Below are 17889 nucleotides of genomic sequence, written 5' to 3'. Positions count from 1 at the left end.
AGCCTGAAGCAGGTGCACGATGAGCAGCCACAGCCATGATGGCCTGATGGTCTTTACTGGCAACGCGAATCCCGCGCTCGCCCAGGAAGTCGTCAATATCCTTGGTATTCCCCTCGGCAAAGCAATGGTCAGCCGTTTCTCCGACGGCGAGATCCAGGTCGAGATCCAGGAAAACGTGCGCGGCAAGGACGTCTTCGTCCTGCAATCCACGTGCGCACCGACGAACGACAACCTGATGGAACTGATGATCATGGTCGATGCGCTCAAGCGCGCATCCGCCGGCCGGATCACTGCAGCCATCCCCTACTTCGGCTATGCCCGTCAGGATCGCCGCCCGCGTTCGGCGCGCGTCGCGATCTCGGCGAAGGTCATCGCGAACATGCTGGAAATCGCCGGCGTCGAGCGGATCATCACGATGGATCTGCACGCCGACCAGATTCAGGGCTTCTTCGACATCCCGGTCGACAACATCTACGCAACGCCGATCCTGCTGGGTGACCTGCGCAAGCAGAACTACTCGGATCTGCTCGTCGTGTCGCCGGACGTCGGCGGCGTGGTGCGTGCCCGGGCACTCGCGAAGCAGCTCAACTGCGATCTCGCGATCATCGACAAGCGTCGCCCGAAGGCGAACGTCTCCGAAGTGATGAACATCATCGGTGAAGTCGAAGGCCGCACCTGCGTAATCATGGACGACATGGTCGATACGGCAGGCACGCTCTGCAAGGCCGCGCAAGTGCTGAAGGAACGCGGCGCGAAGCAGGTATTCGCCTACGCGACGCACCCGGTGCTGTCGGGTGGCGCAGCCGATCGCATCGCTGCGTCGGCACTCGACGAACTGGTCGTCACCGACACGATCCCGCTGTCCGCCGAATCGCTGGGCTGCTCGAAGATCCGTGCACTGACGAGCGCGAGCCTGCTGGCCGAAACGTTCTCGCGGATCCGCCGCGGCGATTCGGTGATGTCGCTGTTCGCGGAATCCTGATCGCGAATCGACTGAACAAAGCATGCGCAGAAAGCGAAGCGGCAACGCTTCGCTTTTTGCACAATCGGACGGGATAGACGAAACCCCGCCGTTTCATCGGGGGCCGCTGTTTGACGGCCCCGTTTTACTGCCTGGTCGCGGGCAGCTATTGGAGAATCACATGAAAGTCGTCGCTTTCGAGCGCCAAGAGCAAGGTACGGGTGCGAGCCGCCGCCTGCGCAACGCTGGTAAGACCACGGGTATCGTTTACGGTGGCGAAGCAGCCCCGCAAAAGATCGAACTCGATCACAACGCCCTGTGGCACGCCCTGAAGAAGGAAGCTTTCCACTCGTCGATCCTCGACCTCGAAGTGGCCGGCCAGTCGCAACAGGTTCTGCTGCGCGACGTGCAATACCACCCGTTCAAGCAACTGGTGCTGCACGTGGACTTCCAACGCGTTGACGCGAAGAAGAAGCTGCACACGAAGGCTCCGCTGCACTTCCTGAACGCTGAAGTCAGCCCGGCTGTAAAGCTGTCGAGCGCGATCGTTTCGCACGTCGCGACGGAAATCGAAATCGAGTGCCTGCCGGCTGACCTGCCGGAGTTCCTCGAAGTCGACCTGTCGAAGATCGAAGCGGGTCAATCGCTGCACGCGAAGGACATCACGCTGCCGAAGGGCGTCGCGCTGGTCGCGCACGTCGACGCGGAAAACCCGGTTGTCGCATCGGCGACGGTCCCGGCTGGTGCCGTGTCGGACGCAGCAGAAGGCGAAACGCCGGCTGCCTAAGCGGGCTGCTTACGCGCCCCATCGATCCGTTTCTCGAAACGGTCGACGCAACCCGCCGCGGCTTGCCCGGCGGGTTTTTCTTTTTCTGCGCCCAGGCGGCCGTTGCCGCCTTCGAAACGTCATGATCAAACTGATCGTCGGCCTCGGCAATCCCGGGGCGGAATACACCGCGACGCGCCACAATGCCGGCTTCTGGCTGATCGACCAGCTCGCCCGCGAAGCAGGCACGACGCTGCGCGACGAACGCCGCTTCCACGGCTTCTATGCGAAAGCGCGCCTGCACGGCGAGGAAGTCCACCTGCTCGAGCCGCAAACCTACATGAACCGCTCCGGCCAGTCGGTCGTCGCGCTCGCGCAATTCTTCAAGATCCTGCCCGACCAGATCCTCGTCGCGCACGACGAGCTCGACCTGCCGCCCGGCACCGTGAAACTGAAGCTCGGTGGCGGCAGCGGCGGCCACAACGGCCTGAAGGACATCACCGCGCACCTGTCGTCGCAGCAGTACTGGCGGCTGCGGATCGGCATCGGCCATCCGCGCGACCTGATTCCGGAAGGTGCTCGCGCCGGCGCGAAGCCCGACGTCGCGAACTTCGTGCTGAAGCCGCCGCGTCGCGAGGAACAGGACGTGATCGACGCGTCGATCGAACGCGCGCTCGCCGTGATGCCGATGGTCGTCAAGGGCGAACTCGACCGCGCGACGATGCAGCTGCATCGCAACTGACCGCGTCGCACCGCGACGGTGCATCGGGCCGTCCGGCGTCACCGGGCGGCTCCGCCCGCCCCACCCTGCGCGCACATGCGGTAATCTGGTCGCTTTGCCCGACAGGAGCCAAGCGGTGAGCCGTTACTGGAGCGACGTCGTTCAGCAACTCGTGCCTTACGTGCCGGGCGAGCAGCCCGCGCTCGCACACCCCGTCAAGCTGAACACCAACGAGAATCCCTATCCGCCGTCGCCGCGCGTCGTCGCGGCGATCGCGCGCGAACTCGGCGAGACCGGCGACACGCTGCGCCGCTATCCCGACCCGGTTGCGCGCGCGCTGCGCGAGACGGTCGCGGCCCATCATCGCATCAAGCCCGAGCAGGTGTTCGTCGGCAACGGCTCCGACGAGGTGCTCGCGCACACGTTCCAGGCGCTGCTCAAGCACGACCGGCCACTGCGCTTCCCCGACATCACGTACAGCTTCTATCCGACCTATGCGCGCCTGTACGGCGTCCAGACGTCGATCGTGCCGCTCGCGGACGACTTCTCGATCCGCGTCGACGACTATCTCGACGATGCCGGCGGCGTGCTGTTTCCGAATCCGAACGCGCCGACCGGGCGCGCGCTGCCGCTCGCGGACGTCGAGCGGATCGCGGCCGCGAATCCGTCGTCGGTCGTCGTGATCGACGAAGCCTATGTCGACTTCGGCGCGCAGTCCGCGATTACGCTGATCGACCGCCATCCGAACCTGCTCGTCGTGCATACGACGTCGAAGGCGCGCTCGCTTGCGGGCATGCGCGTCGGTTTCGCGTTCGGCGATGCCGCGCTGATCAACGCGCTGAACCGCGTGAAGGACAGCTTCAACTCGTACCCGCTCGACCGGCTCGCGCAGGTTGCCGCGCAGGCCGCGTACGAAGACACCGATTATTTCAGCGCAACCTGCCGGCGCGTGATCGACAGCCGGACGCGGCTCACGCACGCGCTCGACACGCTCGGTTTCGACGTCGTGCCGTCGGCCGCGAATTTCGTGTTCGCGCGCCATCCCGCGCACGACGCGGGCGCGATTACGGTAAAACTGAAGGAACGGGAAATTTTCGTGCGGCACTTCCGGCTGCCGCGGATCGACCAGCACCTGCGCATCACCGTCGGCACCGACGCCGAATGCGATGCGCTCGTCGCGGCGTTGCGCGAGCTGCTGGCCTGAGACGAAAGAACCGGCGCCAGGCGGCGCCGATCGGGATGCGTGACGTGCGTGCCGACGAACGAACGCGCGCGTCACCTCCGGGTCACGACGCGTCGTCGCCCTTCCCGGCGGTCAACGCGTGATACTTCTCCATCAATTGCGCGTGCGATTCGTCATGCTGCGGATCGCGCGGAATGCATTCGACCGGACACACCTGCTGGCACTGCGGTTCGTCGAAATGGCCGACGCACTCGGTGCACTTGTTCGGGTCGATCACGTAGATATCCGGGCCCATCGAAATCGCGCCGTTCGGGCACTCGGGCTCGCACACGTCGCAATTGATGCACTCGTCGGTAATCATCAAAGACATACTGATCTCACTTCTTCAGGCCAGCGGCCGGCTTCGCAACGAAACCGGCCGTCGCCGCATCACGCGGCAGGGCCTCCCATCGCAGCGACTTTCTCGGTCAGCCACTTCTCGACGGACGGGAACACGAACTTGCTGACATCGCCGCCCAACTGCGCGATTTCCCGCACGATCGTCCCCGAGATGAACTGGTACTGATCGGACGGCGTCATGAACATCGTCTCGACGTCGGGCAGCAGGTAGCGGTTCATCCCCGCCATCTGGAACTCATATTCGAAATCGGACACGGCGCGCAGGCCGCGCACGATCACGCGCGCATTGTTGGTGCGGACGAAATCCTTCAGGAGGCCGGTGAAACTCATCACCTTCACGTTCGGATAATGGCCGAGCACCTCGTTCGCAATCGTCAGACGTTCTTCCAGCGAGAAGAACGGCTTTTTCGCGCGGCTGTCGGCAACACCGACCACCAGCGTATCAAAAATGCTCGACGCACGCCGCACGAGGTCTTCGTGCCCGCGTGTCAGCGGATCGAACGTACCGGGATACACGGCGACTACCATGTCGCTCCTCCTGTCATCACGCAAACGGGATGGCAGCCGTGCGATGCGCACGCCGCTGCCGAGATGGGCATGCGTCGCCTTTGCGGCGCGCCGCCTCGTATGGAACGCGCATTATTCATCATTTTCGCGCCGCAGCAAATGATAGTGAACCGCACCGGCCTTGCCGTGCTTCACGACCTGCCAGCCGGCGAGCGCGTCGTGCGCGGCCGGATCGAGCTCCGCCCCCGTCTCGACGTACAGCGCGCCGCCCGCCGCGACGAGCGATGCCGCCAGCGCGATCGCGCGCTCGAGCACGGCCAGATCGCCGAACGGCGGATCGAGAAACACGACGTCGAACGCGCCCGGCGTGAGCCCGGCCGCGAGCCGCAATGCGTCCGCTTCCGCGACCTCGACCGCACGCGCGCCGAGCTTGTCCTTGATCGTGCGCAGCTGTTGCGCGGCACGCGGATGACGCTCGACCATCACGACGCTCACCGCGCCACGCGACGCGGCCTCGAAACCGAGCGCGCCGGTGCCCGCGAACAGGTCGAGGCAACGCCGGCCTTCGAGATCCTGGCCGAGCCAGTTGAACAGCGTCTCGCGCACGCGATCGGGCGTCGGCCGCAGGCCGTCGAGATCGAGCACCGCGAGCGGCGTGCGTTTCCAGTCACCGCCGATGATGCGGATCGTGTGCGGCTTGCCGCGGCTGGAAGGGGCCGCCGGGCGGCCGGAAGAGGAACGGGACATACGGAATATCGACGACGGAGGGACCGGGCGCGCGCGGGGGCGCACCGCCAAACAGGCGCACGTTACCACAGCGGCGGCGCACACTGACGCGAGCGCCCCGCCGCACTGATAAAATGCACGGTTTCGGCCGCCGTGCGCCGCGCCCGCGCGAACGCAGAACGGCCCGTCCGGTGCCCGCCCCTGGCGGCGGCCCACCCTCTTCCCGACGTCAGACCATGTTCAGCTTCTTCAAACGATTCAAGAAAACGCAGGAGCCCGATCCGGCGGAATCGCAATCGGCCGACGCGCAGCAAACGGACGAACCGTCCGATGCGTCCGCGCTCGAGGCTCCGCCTGCGGTCGAAGTGCCGCAAGCGCCCGCGCAACCGGCCGCGCCGGCCGTCGTGATGACGGTCACGCCGACCAACGACGGCCGCGACGAAGTCGTCGAGACGGTCGAAATCGTTCCGCCGCCGCTGCAGGACGCCACCGCGAAGAAATCGTGGCTCGCGCGCCTGAAAACGGGGCTCGCCAAGACGGGCTCGAGCATCACCGGCGTGTTCGTCAACACGAAGATCGACGAGGATCTGTACGAGGAGCTCGAAACCGCGCTGCTGATGTCCGACGCGGGTGTCGACGCGACCGAGTACCTGCTCGGCGCGCTGCGCGAAAAGGTGCGCGCAGGCCGCCTGACCGACCCGCAGCAGGTGAAGGCCGCGCTGCACGACCTGCTCGTCGAGCTGCTGACGCCGCTCGAGAAATCGCTGATGCTCGGCCGCGCGCAGCCGCTCGTGATGATGATCACCGGCGTGAACGGCGCGGGCAAGACGACCAGCATCGGCAAGCTCGCGAAGCACCTGCAGAGCTTCGACCAGTCGGTGCTGCTGGCCGCGGGCGACACGTTCCGCGCGGCCGCGCGCGAACAGCTGGCGGTCTGGGGCGAGCGCAACAACGTGACGGTCGTGCAGCAGGAAAGCGGCGATCCGGCCGCGGTGATCTTCGACGCGGTCAGCGCCGCGCGCGCGCGCAAGATCGACGTGATGATGGCCGACACGGCCGGCCGCCTGCCGACGCAGCTCCACCTGATGGAAGAGCTGAAGAAGGTGAAGCGCGTGATCTCGAAGGCACACGACGGCGCGCCGCACGAAGTGCTGCTGGTGATCGACGCGAACACCGGCCAGAACGCGCTCACGCAGGTCAAGGCATTCGACGACGCGCTCGGCCTCACCGGCCTGATCGTCACGAAGCTCGACGGCACCGCGAAGGGCGGGATTCTCGCCGCGATCGCGCGGCAGCGCCCGGTGCCCGTCTACTTCATCGGCGTCGGCGAGAAGGTCGAGGATCTGCAGCCGTTCAGCGCAGTCGAATTCGCGGACGCGCTGCTCGGCTGAACACCGCCGGCATCCGTCGCACAGGGCGCCTTCGGGCGCCCTTTTTCATGCGCGCCCGCTCGTCACCAAGAGCGCGCTCCGCTCACTCGGCGTCAGGCTGCACGCCGGGCTCGGCGGCCTTGAACGCATCGAGCGTCGACGCATGGTCGACGATCCGCTGGATCGTCGGATAACGCGTCGTGTCGATCGAGAAGCGGTTCGCATTGAACACCTGCGGCACGAGGCACACGTCGGCGAGCGTCGGCGTGTCGCCGAAGCACAGCTTGCCGGTGCGCGGATCGCTCGCGAGACGCGTCTCGAGCGATTCGAAGCCCGCCTCGATCCAGTGCCGGTACCACGCGTTCTTCGCCTCCTCGGGCACCTGCAGCGTGTGCTTCAGGTACTTCAGCACGCGCAGGTTGTTGAGCGGATGGATTTCGCACGCGATCTGCAGCGCGACCGCACGCACATACGCGCGATCGACCGGCTGCTTCGGCAGCAGCGCCGGTTCCGGATGGGTTTCCTCGAGGTATTCGATGATCGCGAGCGACTGCTGCAGCGTCGCGTCGCCGTCGGTCAGCGTCGGCACGACCGCGTCCGGATTCAGCGCGCGGTACGCGTCCTTCAGTTGCTCGCCGCCGTCGCGCAGCATGTGCACTGGCACGTAGTCGAACGGTAGCTGCTTCAGGTTCAGGGCGATCCGCACGCGGTACGACGCGGAACTGCGGAAATAGCTGTAGAGCTTCATGGGATGTCTCTCGTAGTCGTATTCGGCCGGCAACGGCACGGGCGCGGCGCAGCCGGCGCGCGCACCGCCGGGAACCAGAGTGTAGCGCGCCGCGCCGCGCGGGCTCGCTTGGCGACAGCCGCACCCGTGCGATACTCGGGGCATTCCTCACCGCTCACAGCGCGGCCCGATACCGGCCGCCCGCCCCACGCCCCGATGACCGCTTCCCACGATCCCGCTGCCGTTCCGTTCCCGTGCGCCCGCTTCATCAAGGAAATCGGCCGCGGCCCGCACGGCGCACGCGCGCTGTCCGCCGAGGACACGTTCGAGCTCTATCGTGCGATGCTCGACGCGCGCGTGTCGGACGTCGAACTCGGCGCGATCCTGATCGCCTATCGGCTGAAGGGCGAATCCGCCGACGAGCTGGCCGCGATGCTCGCCGCCGCGCAGGCGTCGTTCGCGCCGGTGCACGTGCAGGACGCCGCGTTCCGCCCCGTGTCGATCCCGAGCTACAACGGCGCGCGCAAGCAGCCGAACCTCGTGCCGCTGCTCGCGCTGCTGCTCGCGCGTGAAGGCGTGCCGGTGCTCGTGCATGGCGTCGAGCAGGATCCGGGCCGCGTGACGAGCGCCGAGATCTTTTCGGCACTGTCGCTCGCGCCGTCGGCATCGCACGATGCGATCGAGGACACGCTCGCCGAGCGCCGCGTCGCGTTCGCGTCGATCGAGGTGCTGGCGCCGCGCATCGCACATCTGCTGTCGATGCGCAGCGTGCTCGGCGTGCGCAACTCGACGCACACGCTCGTGAAGATCCTGCAGCCGTTCGCGCCGGCCGGCCTGCGGCTCGTCAACTACACGCACCCGCCGTACCGCGACAGCCTCGCGCAGCTGTTCCGCGACCATCCGGACGCCGCGCTCGGCGGCGCACTGCTGGCACGCGGCACCGAGGGCGAGGCCGTGGCCGATACGCGACGCCAGGTGCAGGTCGACTGGCTGCACGACGGCGTGTGCGACACGCTGATCGAAGCCGAACGCTCGTCGACCGATGCGTCCCCCGTCGCGCTGCCCGAATCGCGCGATGCGGCCGCGACGGCCGTGTGGACCGACGCCGTATTGCGCGGCGAAGTGCCGGTGCCCGACACGGTCGCCCGGCAGGTCGCGACGATCGTGCAGATCGCCCGCATCGCGCGCTGACGGCTCGCTCGCGAACCGGCCCCGCTTGCAGGGCATTTGACACGAGAACGCATCCTGACTTAGAGTTGTCCTCATGCGTTCCTTTCCGAACACCCTCCGAATTACCTCCGGCCGCCTAGCGCGGCCGCTATCGCTACGACTAGCCTAAGGCTTTCGTAGCGCCGTGTGCTGTCCGCACGGTCCCTCCCAGCAGTTCCTCGCAGTACCCCTCTCGCAGTTTTTACAACCCGAAGTCGTCAGCCTTCGTCCGTCTATCCGTCGGCCGATTCGCGAAGATCATCCGCATCCGCAGCGCGCTTACGTGCCGCGGAGCGAGGCAGCGCCAACCGTCGCCCATGCCGCCCGTCTTCGCTCGCGACTTGAGACCCGAGGTCCAGAAGATGCAGCGCAATCCGCAAGACAAGTACCGCCCGTTCGAGCCCGTCCGCCTCAATGGCCGCAAATGGCCGTCGCGCACCATCGAGCGCGCGCCCATCTGGATGAGCACCGACCTGCGCGACGGCAACCAGTCGCTGATCGAGCCGATGAGCATCGAGCAGAAGCTCGAATTCTTCGAGATGCTGGTGGCGATCGGGTTCAAGGAGATCGAAGTCGGTTTTCCGTCGGCGTCGCAAACCGACTTCGATTTCGTCCGCAAGCTGATCGACGACAAGCGGATTCCCGACGACGTGACGATCGAAGTGCTCGTGCAGGCGCGCGAAGACCTGATCGCCCGCACGTTCGACGCGCTCGAAGGCGTGCCGCGCGCGATCGTGCACCTGTACAACGCGGTCTGCCCGTCGTTCCGCCGCATCGTGTTCGGGATGTCGAAGGCCGACGTGAAAGCGCTCGCAATCGACGGCACGCGCATCATCAAGGAGCACGCCGCCGCGCGCCCCGACACGCAGTGGACCTTCCAGTACTCGCCAGAAACCTTCAGCATGACCGAGCTGACGTTCGCGCGCGAGATCTGCGACGCGGTCGCGCAAACCTGGCGCCCGACCCGCGATCACAAGATGATCGTCAACCTGCCGGCCACCGTCGAAGCCGCGAGCCCGAACGTATTCGCCGACCAGATCGAGTGGATGGACCGCAACCTCGCGTATCGCGACAGCATCGTGCTGTCCGTGCATCCGCACAATGACCGCGGCACCGCGGTCGCGGCGGCCGAACTCGCGCTGCTCGCAGGCGCCGACCGCATCGAGGGCTGCCTGTTCGGCAACGGCGAGCGCACCGGCAACGTCGATCTCGTCACGCTCGCGCTGAATCTCTACACGCAGGGCATCGATCCGGGCCTCGACTTCTCCGACATCGACGCGGTGCGCCGTGTCGTCGAACGCTGCAACCAGATTCCCGTGCATCCGCGCCATCCGTACGCGGGCGACCTCGTGTTCACCGCGTTCTCGGGCTCGCACCAGGACGCGATCCGCAAAGGCTTCGCGCAGCAGCGCCCCGACGCGGCCTGGGAAGTGCCGTACCTGCCGATCGACCCGGCCGACCTCGGCCGCAGCTATGACGCGGTGATCCGCGTGAACAGCCAGTCCGGCAAGGGCGGCGCGACGTTCCTGCTCGAACGCGGGATGGGCTTCACGCCGACGCGCCGGGTGCAGATCGAATTCAGCCATGCGGTGCAGACGCTCGCCGACGCGTCCGGCGAGGAAGTGACGGGCGACGCGATCTGCGCGCTGTTCGCACGCGAATTCTTCGACACCGACGGGCCGGCTGCGCGTCACGGCAGTGGCGCGCGCTGGCGGAACCGCGAGATCGCTGCTGCTGCGGCGATGGACACGACGCCCGACGATGCCGTGCGACGGTTGGCCGCGGCCTTCGCGGCGGCCGCCGACGCCGCGATCGACGTCGCGTCGTGCGAACACGCGCGCACGACGGACGGGCGGATCGCGGTATCGGTCGGCTGCCGGGTCGGCGATGCGCCGCTGCGGCACGGCGTCGGCCTGCACGCCGACGCGGCGAGCGCCGCGCTCGATGCTGTCGTCAGCGCGATCAACCGCTCGGCCTGGCACTGCGCGGATCGCCGCGCGGCGGCCTGAAGGCCGGGTTCCGTTTCAGGGTTCAAACGTCAGCGAGCGGGGCGTGACCGCCCGTGCGCCGCGCGATCCGCGCCGCACGAGGCAACAAAAAGCGGCCCAGAAGGCCGCTTCGGTCGGGACATGAAAAGGAGCGCCACGCGCGCTCATGTCTCGGTCGCGCACCGCGTCGCCTGCCACGCGAACAGGCACCAGCGGCCCTGCTCGTGGGTGTGGACGGAGGTATACGCAATCGGGAAGACCAGGCCGCCGTTGTTCGTTTCCATCTCGATCAACGCGCGCCCGGTGACGACGCAGGTTGCATCGCCGACGGGCAGCACGTCCTGCGACTGGATTTCGATCTGGCGATAGCGGCGGCGGCCGGCGACGATGGCGTCGATGAACTGCTGCTTGGTTTCGCGTTTGCCGTTGGTGTGCACGAAGAACACCTTGTCCGACAAAAGCGTGTCGAGCGCTTCGCCGTCCCCGTCCACCATCGCCCGGAACCGGTCGCGCTCGAGCGCGCGGACCGCATCGACCACCTTCGCCATCGCCTGACTCCTCGGCAACGCGCACGCCGTGCGCGGGCGTGCGGATCAGAAGTTGTACTGCAAGTAGAACTGGTGGAAATTTATACCAGGATTCGGCTCTTTGATACCCGCGTTAGACACATGTTCAAAACGGTAGCCGACCTGATACTGTTGCCGTTGGCCGAACTGCACGCCCACCCCCGCGGTCGGTGCGAACTGGAACGCGGTCCCCATCGAGAAACTGTCCGAGATCGTCGGGTGCGTCAGCAGCCGGACGCCGCCGCCGGCCTCGATGAACGGGCGGATCGCCCCGGCGCTCTTGATGAAGCGGAACATCGGCGTCACGCCGAATTCGCCGATGCTGCTGTGGACGTTGCCACCGGTATGCCAGTAGCCGGCGTGCCCTTCCACGACGAACGCGAAGTGCCAGCCGCCGATTTCCCACCAGTTCCAGCCCGGATCCCACACCACGCCGAGATCGGCCTTGTCGACCCCGCGGCGATCCGAAAAGCCGCCGCCCGCCTGAATCCCCCATCGATCCGCGCATGCCGCACCCGATCCACCCAGAAGGGACGCCGCCAGCATCGCGTGCAGCGCAAGCCGGCTGCGGGGCCGGCGATTCTTCTTATTGTTCATCTGACACTCCAACTTTATGGGTTGAATGGAGCCTGCCGCTTCGGCCGGCTCTAGCGAACTGAATGGTATGGTAAAGGACTTTTCGAATCGGCATCGCAAAGCGAAATGGCTTCCTTCCAAAACGACAAAAATTGAAATCGTCTACTGATTACCATCAGAAACAACGGCTTACGGAACTTCGCTTCACTCCCTCTGTCGCAGATTAGACTATCGGCTCGAGCGGCTCGATAGAAAAAGTGGGAACTCCGATGCCCACGCTTGCTCTAAGGAATTAGCACTCGTCTTGCGGGAGTGCTAAGATGGCCCACGGAATTTCATTCGAGACCGGGGGTTTGTCCCTGATTCCAAAGGAGTTTTTTTAGTGAGCAACGCCCTGACCCTCCCGAACACCCTGAGCCCGACGCCGGCCAAGGCCGCATCGGCAGGCTCGCTGGCGCTCGCAGCCCAATCGATGTTGCCGGGCCAGCTTGGCAACATCGACGCGTATATCCAGGCCGTCAACCGCATTCCGCTGCTGACCGCCGAAGAGGAACGCCAGTACGCAACCGAATTCCGCGAAGGCAACAACCTCGACTCGGCACGCCGCCTCGTGCTGTCGCACCTGCGGCTCGTCGTGTCGATCTCGCGCAACTATCTCGGCTACGGCCTGCCGCACGGCGACCTGATCCAGGAAGGCAACATCGGCCTGATGAAGGCCGTGAAGCGCTTCGATCCGGCCCAGAACGTGCGTCTCGTGTCGTATGCGATCCACTGGATCAAGGCCGAGATCCACGAGTACATCCTGCGCAACTGGCGCACGGTGAAGGTCGCGACGACGAAGGCGCAGCGCAAGCTGTTCTTCAACCTGCGCAGCCACAAGAAGGGCCTGCAGGCGATGACGCCCGAGGAAATCGACGGCCTCGCGAAGGAACTCAACGTCAAGCGCGAAGACGTGACCGAAATGGAAACGCGCCTGTCGGGCGGCGACATCGCGCTCGAAGGGCAGGTCGAAGACGGCGAGGAGTCGTACGCGCCGATCGCCTACCTGGCCGACTCGCACAACGAACCGACCGCCGTGCTCGCCGCGCGCCAGCGCGACACGCTGCAGACGGACGGCATCGCGCAGGCACTCGGCGCACTCGACGCACGCAGCCGCCGCATCATCGAGGCGCGCTGGCTGCACGTCGACGACGACGGTTCGGGCGGCTCGACGCTGCACGATCTCGCCGCCGAGTTCGGCGTGTCGGCGGAACGCATCCGCCAGATCGAAGCGAGCGCGATGAAAAAGATGCGCACTGCCCTCGCCGAATACGCGTAAATCGCTGCGATTTAGAGCGCTTCGTCAAAAACCGCTGCCCGCCCGGCAGCGGTTTTTTTTTGCCTGTCCTTTCCCCGGCATTTCATTCGTTTCTTCGTTCGTTTCTCCACCCGTTTCTTTGCCGATTAATTGACCTGATTCGTCAGGTAATAGGCCGTTTGCGGGCCCCTTCCGCATAACCTTGATCTGCCTCAAATTTCGGCCCGTGTTTCGCGACGGTCTGCCGCAGTGCAGCACTCGGCATTGGAAAGCCGTCCTTTTAAAATTGGCATGTCAGGCGCAGAAGGACTAAAACAGCTTCACAGCCGTCATAAATCCGACGTAAAGTCGCCCCAAATCCGACCTAAATCGATTCAGGATAATCGCCTTGATCTCGATCAATAAAGAGCCTGCGCCGCCTCCTCCGCGGCCGGCCGGCACGATCGGCTGGCGCGCGCGCATCGCCGCGTGGGCACGCGGACCGACCCTCGCCCGCGACATCACCCTGGTGCTGATCGTCAAGCTGATCCTCCTGATGTCGCTCAAATACGCATTCTTCAATCATCCGCAGGCCGAGCACATGTCGTTGCCGCCTGCCGCCGTCGCCGAGAAGCTGCTCTCGGTACCGGCGCCTGCAACTACCGAGGGAGACCACCATGATAAGTAGTGAAGTTGTCGATCTGTCACGTCTGCAGTTCGGCATCACGGCGCTCTACCACTTCCTGTTCGTGCCGTTGACGCTCGGCCTGTCCTGGCTGCTCGTCATCATGGAAGCTGTTTACGTGATGACCGGCAAACAGGTCTACAAGGACATGACCCAGTTCTGGGGCAAGCTGTTCGGCATCAACTTCGCGATGGGCGTGACCACCGGCATCACGCTCGAATTCCAGTTCGGTACGAACTGGTCGTACTACTCGCACTATGTCGGCGACATCTTCGGCGTGCCGCTCGCGGTCGAAGGCCTGATGGCGTTCTTCCTCGAATCGACGTTCGTCGGCCTGTTCTTCTTCGGCTGGAACCGCCTGTCGAAGGTCAAGCACCTGATGGTCACGTTCCTCGTCGCGCTCGGCTCGAACCTGTCCGCGCTGTGGATCCTCGTCGCGAACGGCTGGATGAACAACCCGGTCGGCGCCGAGTTCAACTACCAGACGATGCGCATGGAGATGACGAGCCTGTTCGACGTGCTGTTCAACCCGGTCGCCCAGGTGAAGTTCGTGCACACGGTGTCGGCGGGCTACGTGTCGGCGGCGATGTTCGTGCTCGGCGTGTCGTCGTGGTACCTGCTGAAGAAGCGCGACGTCGACTTCGCGCTGCGCTCGTTCGCGGTCGCGGCCGGCTTCGGCCTCGCGGCGACGCTCTGCGTGATCGTGCTCGGCGACGAATCGGGCTATACGACCGGCGAAGTGCAGAAGATGAAGCTCGCCGCGATCGAATCCGAATGGGAAACGCAGCCGGCCCCCGCATCGTTCACGCTGATCGGCATTCCGAACCAGGAAGAACAGCGCACCGACTACGCGATCAAGATCCCGTATGCGCTCGGCCTGATCGCAACGCGCTCGATCGACGAACCGGTGATCGGCCTGCGTGACCTCGCGAAGCACAGCGAGGAGCACATCCAGAGCGGGATGATCGCGTACGGCGCGCTGCAGAAGATCAAGCAGGGCGACACGAGCGACGCGACCCGCGCGCTGTTCGACCAGCACAAGCAGTATCTCGGCTACGGGCTGATGCTCAAGCAGTTCACGCCGAACGTGGTCGACGCGACGCCCGAGCAGATCAAGGCCGCCGCGAAGAAGACGATCCCGCCGGTCGCGCCCGTGTTCTTCTCGTTCCGGATCATGGTGGCCCTCGGCTTCCTGTTCGTCGCGACGTTCATCGCCGCATTCTGGTTCTGCGCGCGCCGCGAACTGCTGCAGAACAACCGCCGCTGGTTCCTCCGCTATGCGGTGTGGGCGATCCCGCTGCCGTGGATCGCGATCGAATTCGGCTGGATCGTCGCCGAGCTCGGCCGCCAGCCGTGGACGATCGCCGGCGTGCTGCCGACGCACCTGTCCGCGTCGAGCCTGCAGCCGAGCGACCTGTACCTGAGTCTCGCGGGCTTCATCCTGTTCTACACCGCGCTGTTCGTCATCGAGATCAAGCTGATGTTCAAGTACGCGCGCCTCGGCCCGTCGTCGCTGCATACCGGCCGCTATCACCACGAAATCGCGGCCGCCAGCGAGCGCGCCCCGGCGTGAGCACGCACCTGAAACGGAACAAGGAATCGCTATGGACTATGCAACTCTCAAGCTGATCTGGTGGCTGCTCGTCGGCGTGCTGCTGATCGGCTTCGCCGTCACCGACGGCTTCGACATGGGCGCGACCGCGCTGCTGCCGTTCCTCGGCAAGACCGACGAGGAGCGCCGCATCATCGTCAACACCGTCGGTGCGACGTGGGAAGGCAACCAGGTGTGGCTGATCACGGCCGGCGGGGCGATGTTCGCGGCCTGGCCGCTCGTCTACGCGGCGTCGTTCTCCGGCTTCTACTTCGCGATGCTGCTCGTGCTGTTCGCGCTGTTCTTCCGGCCGGTGGGCTTCGACTACCGCAGCAAGCGGCCTGACCCGCGCTGGCGCGCGGGCTGGGACTGGGGCCTGTTCATCGGCGGCTTCGTGCCGGCACTCGTGTTCGGCGTCGCGTTCGGCAACCTGCTGCAAGGCGTGCCGTTCAAGTTCGACAGCGACCTGCGCGTGACCTACTACGGCAGCTTCTGGGCGCTGCTGAACCCGTTCGCGCTGCTGTGCGGGCTCGTCAGCCTCACGATGCTCGTCGCGCACGGCGCGGCCTTCATCAAGATGAAGACGGAAGGCGTGATCGCACGCCGCGCATCGGTCGCTCTGCGCGTCGCGTCGTTCCTCGCGGTCGTCCTGTTCGTGCTGGCCGGCGTGCTGATCGCGTCCACCATCGGCGGCTTCCACATCACGCATGCCGCGCCGACCGATACGGTCGCGAACCCGCTGCTCAAGGACGTCGCCGCGGGCTCGGGCCTGTGGCTCGCGAACTACGGCGAATTCCCGTGGATGATCGCGGCGCCCGTCGTCGCGATTGCGGGCGGCCTGCTCGCGCTGCTGCTCGCCGGCTCGAAGCAGGAGAAGACGGCGTTCTTCTGTACGGGCCTGATGATCACTGGCGTGATCCTCACCGCCGGCTTCTCGATGTTCCCGTTCATCATGCCGTCGTCGCTCGACCCGCGCAGCAGCCTGACCGTGTGGGATTCGACGTCGAGCCACATGACGCTGCAGGTGATGCTGTTCGCGGTGATCGTGTTCCTGCCGCTCATCCTGCTCTACACGAGCTGGGTGTATCGCGTGATGCGCGGCAAGGTCACGCACGAAGTGCTCGAAGAGAACAAGCATTCGATGTATTGATGCTTTGAACCGGGACGGGGCGCGCACGCGCCCTCGCCCACCGTTTCGCAAGGAGTCGGATCATGTGGTATTTCAGCTGGATTCTCGGTATCGGCGTCGCGCTGTCGTTCGGCATCGTCAATGCGATGTGGCTCGAAGCGCGGCAGAAGACGCAGGAAGCACGCGTCCGCGACTGACGCGTACGGCCGGTCACGCGGCCACCGTCCGGAAGGAACCTCGCCTCGCGCGAGGTTTTTTTTCGCCCCGGCCGACCGGGCAGGCCCTGCGCGTCGATGCCAATTTAGCGCCAGATTGATACCACTTGAATACCAATAAAAGGTTTCATAAGATCTTTGGACACGGCCGCTGACAGGCCGAATCCATCTGGGTGGGGGAGACATGCGAATCCCGTATGTGGCGCGCGCTTGCGCGCTGTCTCGCTGTCGCCGTGCGGCGACCGGTTGCGCGTCGTCGGCGAGCGTCGCCATCATCGTCCGTATAGGTCGAACGCGCGCCTTTGCCACCGGCCGCGCCGCCACGGCATCAGCAGCAGGCGCTGCCGCGCGCCACCGATGAAGACACGCACCCGCCCGCGCCGATCCGACCGGCACGCCTGCCCGCCACCCGTTCCGTAACCGCACGCCCACGCGTGCCGACTGCGCGCAAGGCAGCTGCATCGCCCGCGCACCCCGTTGTCCCCGCAGCTCCGTTGAAAGACCCACCCGCAGCGACGTCATCCCGTGACGCCGCTACGCCCCTTTTTTCTCAGGAGTCCGCATGAACCGAACCTTGCCCACCCTGTTTACCGGCCTGCTGATCGCGGCACTGTCGCCGGTCGCGCTCGGCGCGCTGCCAGCGTCGAGCGCGGCGGTCGCGGCGGCCGGCACCGCCCGTCCCCCGGTGCCGCCGGCCGATCTCGCGGCGCGGCTGTCGAACGGCCTCGCGTTGCGCGTCGCCGTCGACAGCAATCACGCGGCCGTGGCCGGCGTGCCGTGCGCCGATCTCGGCGCCGACGGCGCGGCCTGCGCGACGGGCCGCCTGATCCTGCAGAACCGTGGCCACCAGGCGATCGCCGACGGCGGCTGGAAGCTCTACCTGCACAGCATCCGCCGCCTGCTGCGGATCGACCGTCCGGGCTTCGCGCTGCGGCGGCTCACCGGCGACCTGTACGAACTGACGCCGCAACCGGGCTCGGTGCGGCTTGCGCCGGGCGAGCGCCTCGAACTGCCGTTCGTCGCCGAATACTGGCTGCTGCGCTACAGCGACGTGATCCCGCGCCCGTACGTGGTCGTCGACGGCGCTCCGCCCGCCGTGCTCCGCTACAACGACACCGACGACGAGCTGCGCTACGTCGAATCGCTGCCGGCCGACGCGCAGAACAACTCGACCGGCAATGCGCCGCCGGTGGCCGCGCGGCCCGACGCGAGCCGCGCGCTGCCGAGCGTGAAGCGCGAGCAGCCGCTGCCCGGCACGCTCGACCTGCGCGGCGTCGAGCTCGCCCTGCCCGAC

General features: G+C 65.9%; 19 protein-coding genes. 13 read left to right on the top strand and 6 right to left on the bottom strand.

The genetic code is table 11. From position 1 onward, the window contains the following. Positions 1-19 precede the first annotated feature (19 nt). The 4 genes from BDO18943_RS32045 (at position 20) to hisC (ending at position 3652) form a co-directional block, all read left to right on the top strand. Positions 20-982, top strand: a complete 963-nt coding sequence (locus BDO18943_RS32045; RefSeq protein WP_043187297.1) for a ribose-phosphate pyrophosphokinase — start codon at positions 20-22, stop codon at positions 980-982. Between the two features lie 160 nt (positions 983-1142). Further along, positions 1143-1748 (top strand): 50S ribosomal protein L25/general stress protein Ctc, encoded by a 606-nt coding sequence (locus BDO18943_RS32040; RefSeq protein ID WP_043187294.1) that lies wholly within the window; start codon positions 1143-1145, stop codon positions 1746-1748. A gap of 121 nt (positions 1749-1869) precedes the next feature. Beyond that, on the top strand, positions 1870-2469 hold the full coding sequence (gene pth, locus BDO18943_RS32035) for an aminoacyl-tRNA hydrolase (RefSeq protein WP_089451303.1): 600 nt from the start codon (positions 1870-1872) through the stop codon (positions 2467-2469). 115 nt (positions 2470-2584) lie between these two features. Further along, a complete protein-coding gene (hisC, locus tag BDO18943_RS32030) occupies positions 2585-3652 on the top strand; it encodes a histidinol-phosphate transaminase (protein ID WP_175025444.1) in 1068 nt (355 codons plus the stop codon). Between the two features lie 82 nt (positions 3653-3734). Here hisC and BDO18943_RS32025 read toward each other — a convergent pair whose 3' ends face one another. The 3 genes from BDO18943_RS32025 to rsmD all read right to left on the bottom strand — a co-directional run bounded on the left by BDO18943_RS32025 (position 3735) and on the right by rsmD (position 5284). After that, the gene (locus BDO18943_RS32025) at positions 3735-4001 is read right to left on the bottom strand and encodes a YfhL family 4Fe-4S dicluster ferredoxin (protein ID WP_175025443.1); all 267 of its coding nucleotides are present in this window, start codon (positions 3999-4001) and stop codon (positions 3735-3737) included. 59 nt (positions 4002-4060) lie between these two features. Beyond that, the gene (gene coaD, locus BDO18943_RS32020) at positions 4061-4558 is read right to left on the bottom strand and encodes a pantetheine-phosphate adenylyltransferase (RefSeq protein ID WP_031403077.1); all 498 of its coding nucleotides are present in this window, start codon (positions 4556-4558) and stop codon (positions 4061-4063) included. A 111-nt stretch (positions 4559-4669) separates the two neighbouring features. After that, positions 4670-5284, bottom strand: coding sequence for a 16S rRNA (guanine(966)-N(2))-methyltransferase RsmD (gene rsmD, locus BDO18943_RS32015; RefSeq protein WP_175025442.1), 615 nt, complete (start codon positions 5282-5284; stop codon positions 4670-4672). A 215-nt stretch (positions 5285-5499) separates the two neighbouring features. Between rsmD and ftsY the strand changes: the two genes are divergently transcribed. Next, complete coding sequence (gene ftsY / locus BDO18943_RS32010; protein WP_175025441.1) at positions 5500-6654, top strand: signal recognition particle-docking protein FtsY; 1155 nt, start codon at positions 5500-5502, stop codon at positions 6652-6654. Between the two features lie 82 nt (positions 6655-6736). Here ftsY and maiA read toward each other — a convergent pair whose 3' ends face one another. Beyond that, complete coding sequence (gene maiA / locus BDO18943_RS32005; protein WP_175025440.1) at positions 6737-7381, bottom strand: maleylacetoacetate isomerase; 645 nt, start codon at positions 7379-7381, stop codon at positions 6737-6739. 195 nt (positions 7382-7576) lie between these two features. Here maiA and ybiB point away from each other — a divergent pair, with 195 nt between their 5' ends. Both ybiB and leuA read left to right on the top strand, forming a co-directional pair. Next, positions 7577-8551: a DNA-binding protein YbiB gene (ybiB, locus tag BDO18943_RS32000; RefSeq protein ID WP_175025439.1), complete on the top strand. Its 975-nt coding sequence runs from the start codon at positions 7577-7579 to the stop codon at positions 8549-8551. Positions 8552-8931: 380 nt separating this feature from the next. Continuing rightward, entirely contained in the window at positions 8932-10578 is a 1647-nt protein-coding gene (leuA, locus tag BDO18943_RS31995; RefSeq protein ID WP_175025438.1) for a 2-isopropylmalate synthase, read from the top strand. 143 nt (positions 10579-10721) lie between these two features. Here leuA and BDO18943_RS31990 read toward each other — a convergent pair whose 3' ends face one another. Together BDO18943_RS31990 and pagL are read right to left on the bottom strand one after the other, a co-directional pair. Continuing rightward, positions 10722-11105, bottom strand: a complete 384-nt coding sequence (locus BDO18943_RS31990; protein ID WP_043187274.1) for a nuclear transport factor 2 family protein — start codon at positions 11103-11105, stop codon at positions 10722-10724. A 45-nt stretch (positions 11106-11150) separates the two neighbouring features. Then, entirely contained in the window at positions 11151-11720 is a 570-nt protein-coding gene (gene pagL / locus BDO18943_RS31985) for a lipid A 3-O-deacylase PagL (RefSeq protein WP_043187272.1), read from the bottom strand. A 361-nt stretch (positions 11721-12081) separates the two neighbouring features. Between pagL and rpoH the strand changes: the two genes are divergently transcribed. The 6 genes from rpoH to BDO18943_RS31955 form a co-directional block, all read left to right on the top strand. After that, the gene (rpoH, locus tag BDO18943_RS31980; RefSeq protein ID WP_043187270.1) at positions 12082-13017 is read left to right on the top strand and encodes an RNA polymerase sigma factor RpoH; all 936 of its coding nucleotides are present in this window, start codon (positions 12082-12084) and stop codon (positions 13015-13017) included. Between the two features lie 367 nt (positions 13018-13384). Beyond that, entirely contained in the window at positions 13385-13663 is a 279-nt protein-coding gene (cydP, locus tag BDO18943_RS31975; protein WP_374101815.1) for a cytochrome oxidase putative small subunit CydP, read from the top strand. Further along, positions 13653-15233 carry a cytochrome ubiquinol oxidase subunit I gene (locus tag BDO18943_RS31970; protein WP_175025437.1) on the top strand — a complete coding sequence of 527 codons (1581 nt, stop codon included), beginning with the start codon at positions 13653-13655 and terminating at the stop codon, positions 15231-15233. The genes cydP and BDO18943_RS31970 overlap by 11 nt, the downstream gene beginning before the upstream one ends. Positions 15234-15264: 31 nt before the next feature. Further along, a complete protein-coding gene (gene cydB, locus BDO18943_RS31965) occupies positions 15265-16401 on the top strand; it encodes a cytochrome d ubiquinol oxidase subunit II (RefSeq protein ID WP_175025436.1) in 1137 nt (378 codons plus the stop codon). 62 nt (positions 16402-16463) lie between these two features. Then, positions 16464-16577 (top strand): cytochrome bd-I oxidase subunit CydX, encoded by a 114-nt coding sequence (gene cydX, locus BDO18943_RS31960; protein WP_043187264.1) that lies wholly within the window; start codon positions 16464-16466, stop codon positions 16575-16577. A 580-nt stretch (positions 16578-17157) separates the two neighbouring features. After that, on the top strand, positions 17158-17889 hold a 732-nt coding region (locus tag BDO18943_RS31955; RefSeq protein ID WP_175025435.1), incomplete at its 3' end, for a carbohydate-binding domain-containing protein.

The organism is Burkholderia aenigmatica (genome assembly GCF_902499175.1).
GTDB lineage: Bacteria > Pseudomonadota > Gammaproteobacteria > Burkholderiales > Burkholderiaceae > Burkholderia > Burkholderia aenigmatica.
The sequence above is the reverse complement of the archived record's forward strand: the minus strand, read 5'-3'. Positions and strand labels throughout refer to the sequence as shown.